General features: G+C 65.4%; 6 protein-coding genes. All 6 read right to left on the reverse strand.

Features of this window, described 5'->3' with window-relative positions; translation table 11 throughout:
• The 6 genes from phoB to A3840_RS16315 all read right to left on the reverse strand — a co-directional run bounded on the left by phoB (position 1) and on the right by A3840_RS16315 (position 6,278).
• Positions 1 to 702 (reverse strand): phosphate regulon transcriptional regulator PhoB, encoded by a 702-nt coding sequence (phoB, locus tag A3840_RS16290; protein ID WP_067459271.1) that lies wholly within the window; start codon positions 700 to 702, stop codon positions 1 to 3.
• 176 nt (positions 703 to 878) lie between these two features.
• Positions 879 to 1,589 carry a phosphate signaling complex protein PhoU gene (gene phoU, locus A3840_RS16295; protein ID WP_067459274.1) on the reverse strand — a complete coding sequence of 237 codons (711 nt, stop codon included), beginning with the start codon at positions 1,587 to 1,589 and terminating at the stop codon, positions 879 to 881.
• Between the two features lie 14 nt (positions 1,590 to 1,603).
• Positions 1,604 to 2,371, reverse strand: coding sequence for a phosphate ABC transporter ATP-binding protein PstB (gene pstB / locus A3840_RS16300; protein WP_245676652.1), 768 nt, complete (start codon positions 2,369 to 2,371; stop codon positions 1,604 to 1,606).
• Between the two features lie 83 nt (positions 2,372 to 2,454).
• On the reverse strand, positions 2,455 to 3,810 hold the full coding sequence (gene pstA, locus A3840_RS16305) for a phosphate ABC transporter permease PstA (RefSeq protein WP_067459277.1): 1,356 nt from the start codon (positions 3,808 to 3,810) through the stop codon (positions 2,455 to 2,457).
• A complete protein-coding gene (pstC, locus tag A3840_RS16310; protein ID WP_082903970.1) occupies positions 3,807 to 5,186 on the reverse strand; it encodes a phosphate ABC transporter permease subunit PstC in 1,380 nt (459 codons plus the stop codon). The genes pstA and pstC overlap by 4 nt, the downstream gene beginning before the upstream one ends.
• 72 nt (positions 5,187 to 5,258) lie before the next feature.
• A complete protein-coding gene (locus A3840_RS16315; RefSeq protein ID WP_067459280.1) occupies positions 5,259 to 6,278 on the reverse strand; it encodes a PstS family phosphate ABC transporter substrate-binding protein in 1,020 nt (339 codons plus the stop codon).
• Positions 6,279 to 6,934: the final 656 nt, after the last annotated feature.

Here is a 6,934-nt window from a genome sequence, read left to right on the forward strand (position 1 = left end):
TCAGGCCGTCTGGGCGAAGCGCTCGTCGAAGGCATAGCCGGCGCCGCGCACGGTGCGGATCGGGTCGGCTTCGCGGCCGCGATTGATGGCGCGGCGGAGGCGGCCGATATGGACGTCCACGGTACGCTCGTCGACATAGACGTCATTGCCCCAGACGCCGTCGAGCAGCTGTTCGCGCGAATAGACGCGGCCGGGATGGCGCATGAGATATTCGAGCAGGCGATATTCGGTGGGCCCCAGATGCACGTCGCGGCTGGCGCGGCGGACGCGATGGGTGGTGCGGTCGAGTTCGAGATCGCCGACCTTGAGGGCGGCCGTCACCAGGTTCGGATTGGCGCGGCGCAGCAGGGCCTGGATGCGGGCCACCAGTTCGGGCACCGAGAAGGGCTTGACCACGTAATCGTCGGCGCCGGTGGTGAGGCCGCGCACGCGCTCCTCTTCCTCGCCGCGGGCGGTGAGCATGATGATGGGCACGCGGGCGGTTTCCTCGCGGGCGCGCAGGCGCCGGCAGAGTTCAATGCCGGAAATCTCGGGCAGCATCCAATCGAGCAGGATGAGGTCCGGCAGTTTTTCGGCGATGGCCTGCTGGGCCTCGTCGCCGCTTTCGGCAGTCAGCACGCGAAAGCCTTCGGCTTCGAGATTGTAGCGGAGGAGGATCGCGATGTCGCTTTCGTCTTCGACGATGAGGATGGTCGCGGGCATGTGGATGTGCTCCGTCGGTCGGACTCCCGGTGGGAGCCGATGGTTTTGGTGTTGCCTCCCTCCCCCTTGAGGGGAGGGCCGGGGAGGGGGTGGTTCAGCGATTAGCCGCGCGACCCCCACCCTCATTCCCTCCCCTCAAGGGGGAGGGAGGCGCAGATTGATGCGCCAGCGTTCGATCACGCCTTGATCTGTTGCCGCTGCAATTCCTGGACGTCGGCGGTGAGCTGCTTGCCGGTGGCCAGGTAATAGGCGCGTTCGGCGATATTGGTGGCGTGGTCGCCGATGCGTTCGAGGTTCTTGGCGCAGAACAGCAGGTGGGTGCAGGTGGTGATGTTGCGCGGGTCTTCCAGCATGTAGGTCAGCAGCTCGCGGAACAGCGAGGTGTGCATGGCATCGACCTCGTCGTCGCGATTGCAGACTTCCACCGCTTCGGCGGCCTCGCGATTGGCATAGGCGTCGAGCGCATCCTTGACCTGGCGCAGCACCAGGGCGGTCATGTTCTTGACGCCGTTGTAGAAGGTGGGCTGCAGGTTGATGCCTTCGAGCTTGAGCGAGCGGCGGGCGAGCTGCTTGGCCATGTCGCCGATGCGTTCGAGATCGTTGGCGACGTGGATGGCGGTGATGATCGCGCGCAGGTCCGAGGCCATGGGCTGGCGGCGGGCGATCATGGACACGGACATCTCGTCGATCTTGCGCTGCATGTCGTCGATGCGCTGGTCGGCGATGATGGTGACGTCCGCCAGTTCGCGATCGAGCCGGAGCAGGGCGCGGGTGCCGTTTTCGATGGCGACCTCGACCTGGCCGCCCATTTCGGCAATGGCCTGGGCGAGGGCGAGCAGCTCCTCGTTATAGGAGGTGACGATGTGTTCGGCGCCGGTATTGGGCATGGTTTCTCTCCCGATCAGCCGATGCGGCCCATGATGTAGTCCTGGGTCTGCTTGTTCACCGGATTGGTGAAGATGTCCTCGGTGTCACCCTGTTCGATGAGGTTGCCCAGGTGGAAGAAGGCGGTCTTCTGGCTGACGCGCGCCGCCTGCTGCATGGAATGGGTGACGATGACGATGGTGTAATTGGTGCGCAGCTCGTCGATCAGCTCCTCGATGATGGCGGTGGCGATCGGGTCGAGGGCCGAGCAGGGCTCGTCCATGAGGATGACCTCGGGGCCCACGGCGATGGCGCGGGCAATGCAGAGGCGCTGCTGCTGGCCGCCGGAGAGACCGGTGCCGGGCTCGTTGAGGCGATCCTTGACCTCTTCGAAAAGGCCGGCCTTGCGCAGGGAGGAGATGACGATCTCGTCGAGGTCCGCCTTGTTGCGGGCCAGGCCGTGAATGCGCGGGCCATAGGCGACATTGTCGTAGATCGACTTGGGGAAAGGATTGGGCTTCTGGAACACCATGCCGACGCGGGCGCGCAGCTCGACCACGTCGAGATCGGGGGCATAGATGTCCTGTCCGTCCAGCTCGATGCGGCCGCCGACCCTGGCGCCCTCGATGGTGTCGTTCATGCGGTTGATGCAGCGCAGGAAGGTGGACTTGCCGCAACCCGAGGGGCCGATAAAGGCGGTGACGGCGCGGTCCGGAATGTCGATCGAAATGCCGTGCAGGGCCTGCTTGGCACCGTAATGCACGGTGACGTCGCGGGCGGTGAGGCGAATGGGGTGATCGATCATATCGGCGGGGTCCAGGTTGGCGCTCAGGGTCTGGTCGGTCATCTTAACCTTGCCGGCAAGCATATCCATTTTCATCATACTCCTTAAGCGCGCTTTTCGAGGCGGGAGCGCAGGAAGATCGCGATGGCGTTCAGCGTGATCATGAAGGCGAGCAGCACCATGATGGCGGCGGAGGTGCGCGGCTCGAAGAAATTGCGGTTCTCGTTGCCCTGCCAGAGATAGATCTGCACGGGCAGGGCGGTGGCCTGTTCGATGGGCGTGCCCGGCACCGAGGCGACGAAGGCGTTCATGCCGATGAGCAGGAGCGGGGCCGTCTCGCCCATGGCCTGGGCCACGCCGATGATGGTGGCGGTGAGGATGGAGGGGAAGGTGACCGGCAGGACGTGGTGGAACACCATCTGCGTCTTGGACGCGCCCATGCCCAGGGCCGCCTGGCGGAGCGCCGGGGAGACGCCCTTCAGGGCCGCGCGGGTGGCGATGATGATGGTGGGCAGGGTCATCAGGGTCAGCACCAGGCCGCCGGCCAGCGGGGCCGAGAGCGGCAGGCGGAACCAGTTGATGAACACGGCGGCGCCGAGCAGGCCGAAGACGATGGAGGGCACGGCGGCGAGGTTGTTGATATTGACCTCGATGAGGTCGGTGAGACGCGATTTGGGCGCGAATTCCTCGAGATAGATGGCGCTGCCCACCCCGAGCGGCACGGCGAGTATGATGACGATGAGCATCATCCAGAACGTGCCCATGAGCGCGCCGAGCAGGCCGGCGGAGGCAGGGGCGGAGCGGGAATCGACATTGGTGAACAGCGACCAGGCAAAGCCCTGGGTGATGGTGCCGTTCTCCTCGAAGATGTCGATGAGGGCGCGGGCCGGGGCGGACAGCTGCTGCTGGCTATCGCCCAGGTCGCGGTTGATATTGCCCTTGACCCAGTTGTCGGTATTGGCCGAGGCGAGCAGATCGACCTGGGCGGTCTGGCCGAGCAGGGCCGGATTGGCCACGAAGAGTTCACGCACGCGGTGGCGGGCATCGCTCTCGGTGATGGTCAGGAGCTGGCGGCTGTCGATCTCGAAACCGGCCGGGGCGGCATTGCGCAGGGCGGCCTCGACGACATTGTTCCAGTTGAGCATGGCCACCTGGCGTTCCCAGCCGAGGCGCGCGGCGCGGAAATCGGCGTCGGACTGGCCGGGCGCGTGCTCGGGCGCCGGATCGACCTTGAGCAATTCGGGATCGAAGGCGACTTCCAGCCGGATATTGGACTGGGTGAAGGCCGGGATGCCCTTGCGCAGCACATCGGTGAACAGCAGGGCGACGAAGCCCAGCGCCAGGCAGATGGCCAGGATGCCGAAGAAGCGGAACAGGCGCTCGCCCAGGTGGCGACGGCTGAGGCCGGCCCGCACGCGCTGGCGGCGGATCGCCGCGGAGTCGAGGCTGGTATCGGTCATTCGTACTGCTCCCGGAAGCGGCGGACGATGTAGAGGGCGACGATGTTGAGGCACAGCGTCATGATGAAGAGCGTGAGGCCCAGGGCGAAGGCGACTAGGGATTGGGGTCCGGTGAAGTCGGTGTCGCCGGTGAGCTGATTGACGATGGAAACGGTGATGGTGGAGACGGGCTCCAGCGGATTGCCGCGCAGGATGGGCGCATTGCCGGCCGCCAGCACCACGATCATGGTTTCGCCGATGGCGCGGCTGACCGCGAGCAGGAAGGCGCCGACAATGCCGGGCAGGGCGGCGGGCAACAGCACGTTGCGGATGGTTTCGGACTGGGTGGCGCCCAGGCCATAGGCGCCGTCGCGCAGGGTGCGTGGCACCTGGTTGAGAATGTCGTCGGAGAGCGAGGAGATGAAAGGGATGATCATCACGCCCATGACGAGACCGGCGGTCAGCGCGCTGGTGGCGCTGATATTGAGGCCGACGGCCGTACCGAAATCGCGCAGGAAGGGACCGACGGTGACCAGGGCGAAGAAGCCGTAGACGATGGTGGGAATGCCGGCCAGGACCTCGATGATCGGCTTGACCACCCGGCGCACATTGGCATGGGCATATTGGTTGAGATAGATCGCGGCCATCAGGCCCACCGGCACCGCCACCAGCATGGCGATAGCCGAAATCATCAGCGTGCCGGCCAGCAGGGGGAGGAGACCGTACTGGCCCGCATCGCCGGCACCGGTGGAGCTGAATCTCGGCGCCCAGACGGTGCCGAAGAAGAAATCGAGCGGATTGACATAGGTGAAGAAGCGGAAGGCTTCGGTGACCAGCGAGGCGACGATGCCCAGGGTGGTGAGGATGGCCACGGCCGAGCAGGCGATCAGCGCCCAGGAAATGAACCGCTCGACCTCGTTGCGGGCGCGCAGGCGGGCATTGATGCGGCGGCGGGCGAAGAGCAGGCCCAGAATGCCCAGGCCGGCGGCGGCCGCCACCATGATGAGGAAGGACAGGAGCTGGAAGCGGGCAAGATTTTCGCCGGCGGCCTGCTCGAAGGGACGCAATTCACCGGTGACGCCGAAGCCGGAGGCCAGATCGCGGATGCGCTGCATCTGCTGGTTCAGCCCGACCTGATCGAGGCTGGTCAGCACATCGGTGGGGATTTGCGAGACGATGTACCAATGGGTGACGCCGGGCGAGAAGAAGGCCCAGACGGCCAGGACCAGAACGGCCGGGATCAGCGTCCAGAGCGCGACCAGCGTGCCGTGATATTGACCGCGCGAATGCACGCGCAAACCATTGGGGGTGGCGAGGGCGCGGCTTTTGGACCAGCCCATCTGGTAGGCGAGGCCGAGCAGGACGATGAGCAGACCGGCAATTATGAAAGTGTTCACTTGACGCGCTTTCCTGGCTGACCCGGAAGAAGAAAGGGCCGCCGGTTTCCCGGCGGCCCAATCCGTTTGCGATTACTGGCCGGCCTGGAAGGCGGCGAGCACTTCGGCGGTGACATCGGCCGGCTGCGGGATCAGGCCCGCGGATTCCAGGATGCCGCCATTGCCCGAGACGCCCTCGGACAGGAAGTATTCGGTGAATTCGGCCAGGCCCGGGACCACGCCGATATGCTGGCCCTTGACGTAGAAGTAGAGGGGGCGGCTGACCGGATATTCGCCGGCGGCAACGGTTTCCAGCGAGGGGGTGACGCCGTCGACGGTGGCGACCTTGAGGGTGTCGCGGTTCTGGTCGTAGAAGGACAGGCCGAAGACGCCGACAGTGTTCGGATCGGCGGTCAGGCGGGCCAGGGTCTCGGTGTAGTCACCGGCGATCTCGACCACGACGTCCTGACGGAAGGTGGTTTCGACGGCTTCGAGTTCCTCGTCGGACAGGCCTTCGGGCAGTTCGGCGGCTTCGGCGCCGGGGGTCACGACGCGTTCCTGGAAGACTTCACGGGTGCCGTGGTTGGAGCCCGGAATGGCCAGCGCGATCGGCTGGTTCGGCAGGGACGGATCGACCTGGTCCCAGGTGGTGTAGGGATTGTCGACGAGCTCGCCATCGACCGGCACCTTGGCGGCAATGGCCTTGAACACCTGAACCGGGGTCAGTGCGAAGTCGGGGCCATTGGCCGAGGAGGCGAAGACGATGCCGTCGAAGCCGAACTGGACTTCGCGGATATCGGTCACGCCATTGGCGGTGCAGGCTTCGCGCTCGCTGTCGCGGATCGGACGGGAGGCATTGGCGATGTCGATGGTGTTGTCGCCGACGCCTTCACAGAACTGGCGGAAGCCGCCGCCCGTGCCGCCGGAGCCGACGACGGGGGTCTTGAATTCGGGGAAGGTGGCGCCGAATTCCTCGGCGACGATGGAGGCGAAGGGCAGGACCGTCGAGGAGCCGGCGATCTGGATGGTGTCGCGCGACTGGGCATAGGCGGCATTGGTGCCGAAGGCGGCGAGCGCGATGACAGCGGCACTGGCGTAGAGTGCGGTCTTCATGGAAGTTCCCTTTCGGAATTCATTGCAAACATGGCCAGCCGCTGGATCGGGCCGCCCTGTGACGCGGCAGACCATAGGAGCGCCCGGCGACAGTTTTATTGCAGTTGCATGACTGGTTTATGACAGGCTAAGCAGCTGAAATATATTCATTTATTTGGGAATAAATATCCGGAGACCGGCATTTGTGACAGGCGGATATGTCGGTCTGCAAGGGGCGGCGGGCGAGTCTGGCGGGGTGAAAACAGTACTTGTGCCATCGTCAGTGTCAGCTTGTTTGGCGATCGGACGGGACTCCGTCACATCGGGACGTGGTTTCTTGGCCTCTCCCCGCCAAAGGCAGGGCCATCGGCCATGGGCCGATAGGACCGGGGGAGCCATCCCCCTCCCCAGCCCTCCCCGCAAGGGGAGGGTGCCGGGCCGGCGTAGGAGACGCAAATACTGCCTCATACCGGATGCGGCGCTGCGTTTGACGTGAGATCCCGCCTCCTCCTCAGGTCGTCACCCTCGGGCTTGACCCGAGGGCGCTTACAGGCTTGAGCCGGTGCCGTGGGACGGGTGGCGACTGGCTCTCGCATCAGGCCCGCGGGCAGTTCGGTGGGGGGGGGGAGGCCGGCAAGGAAGAGCCCTCGGGTCAAGCCCGAGGGTGACGAGCGGTG

Origin of the sequence: Devosia elaeis (assembly GCF_001650025.1) — a bacterium.
Taxonomy (GTDB): domain Bacteria; phylum Pseudomonadota; class Alphaproteobacteria; order Rhizobiales; family Devosiaceae; genus Devosia; species Devosia elaeis.